The sequence below is a fragment of the Telluria sp. AZSoR62 genome (genome assembly GCF_058111565.1).
This window is the reverse complement of sequence record NZ_JBYTST010000248.1, coordinates 1-292: the sequence shown is the minus strand read 5'-3', so window position 1 is coordinate 292 and position 292 is coordinate 1. Positions and strand designations below refer to the sequence as shown.

The window sequence follows — 292 nt, the reverse complement described above, 5'->3', positions numbered from 1 at the left end:
ATGAACCTCAAGCTGGTAGAGCCGCTGCGCGAACTGTTCAAGGACGAAGTCCGCCGTCTGGGCCTGGAACTCGGCCTGCCGTACGACATGGTCTACCGTCACCCATTCCCAGGCCCGGGCCTGGGTGTGCGCATCCTGGGTGAAGTGAAGAAGGAATACGCCGACCTGCTGCGTCGCGCCGACCACATCTTCATCGAAGAACTGCGCAAAGCCGACTGGTACCACAAAGTCAGCCAAGCGTTCGTGGTGTTCCAGCCGGTGAAATCGGTTGGGGTTGTAGGCGATGGCCGTC

The 292-nt window shown here is 60.6% G+C and carries 1 protein-coding gene; it reads left to right on the top strand.

Going from position 1 to position 292, the window contains the following annotated elements; genetic code table 11:
- The coding region (locus AC3XQU_RS23695) for a GMP synthase (glutamine-hydrolyzing) (RefSeq protein WP_489876586.1) at window positions 1-292 on the top strand (292 nt) is incomplete at both ends.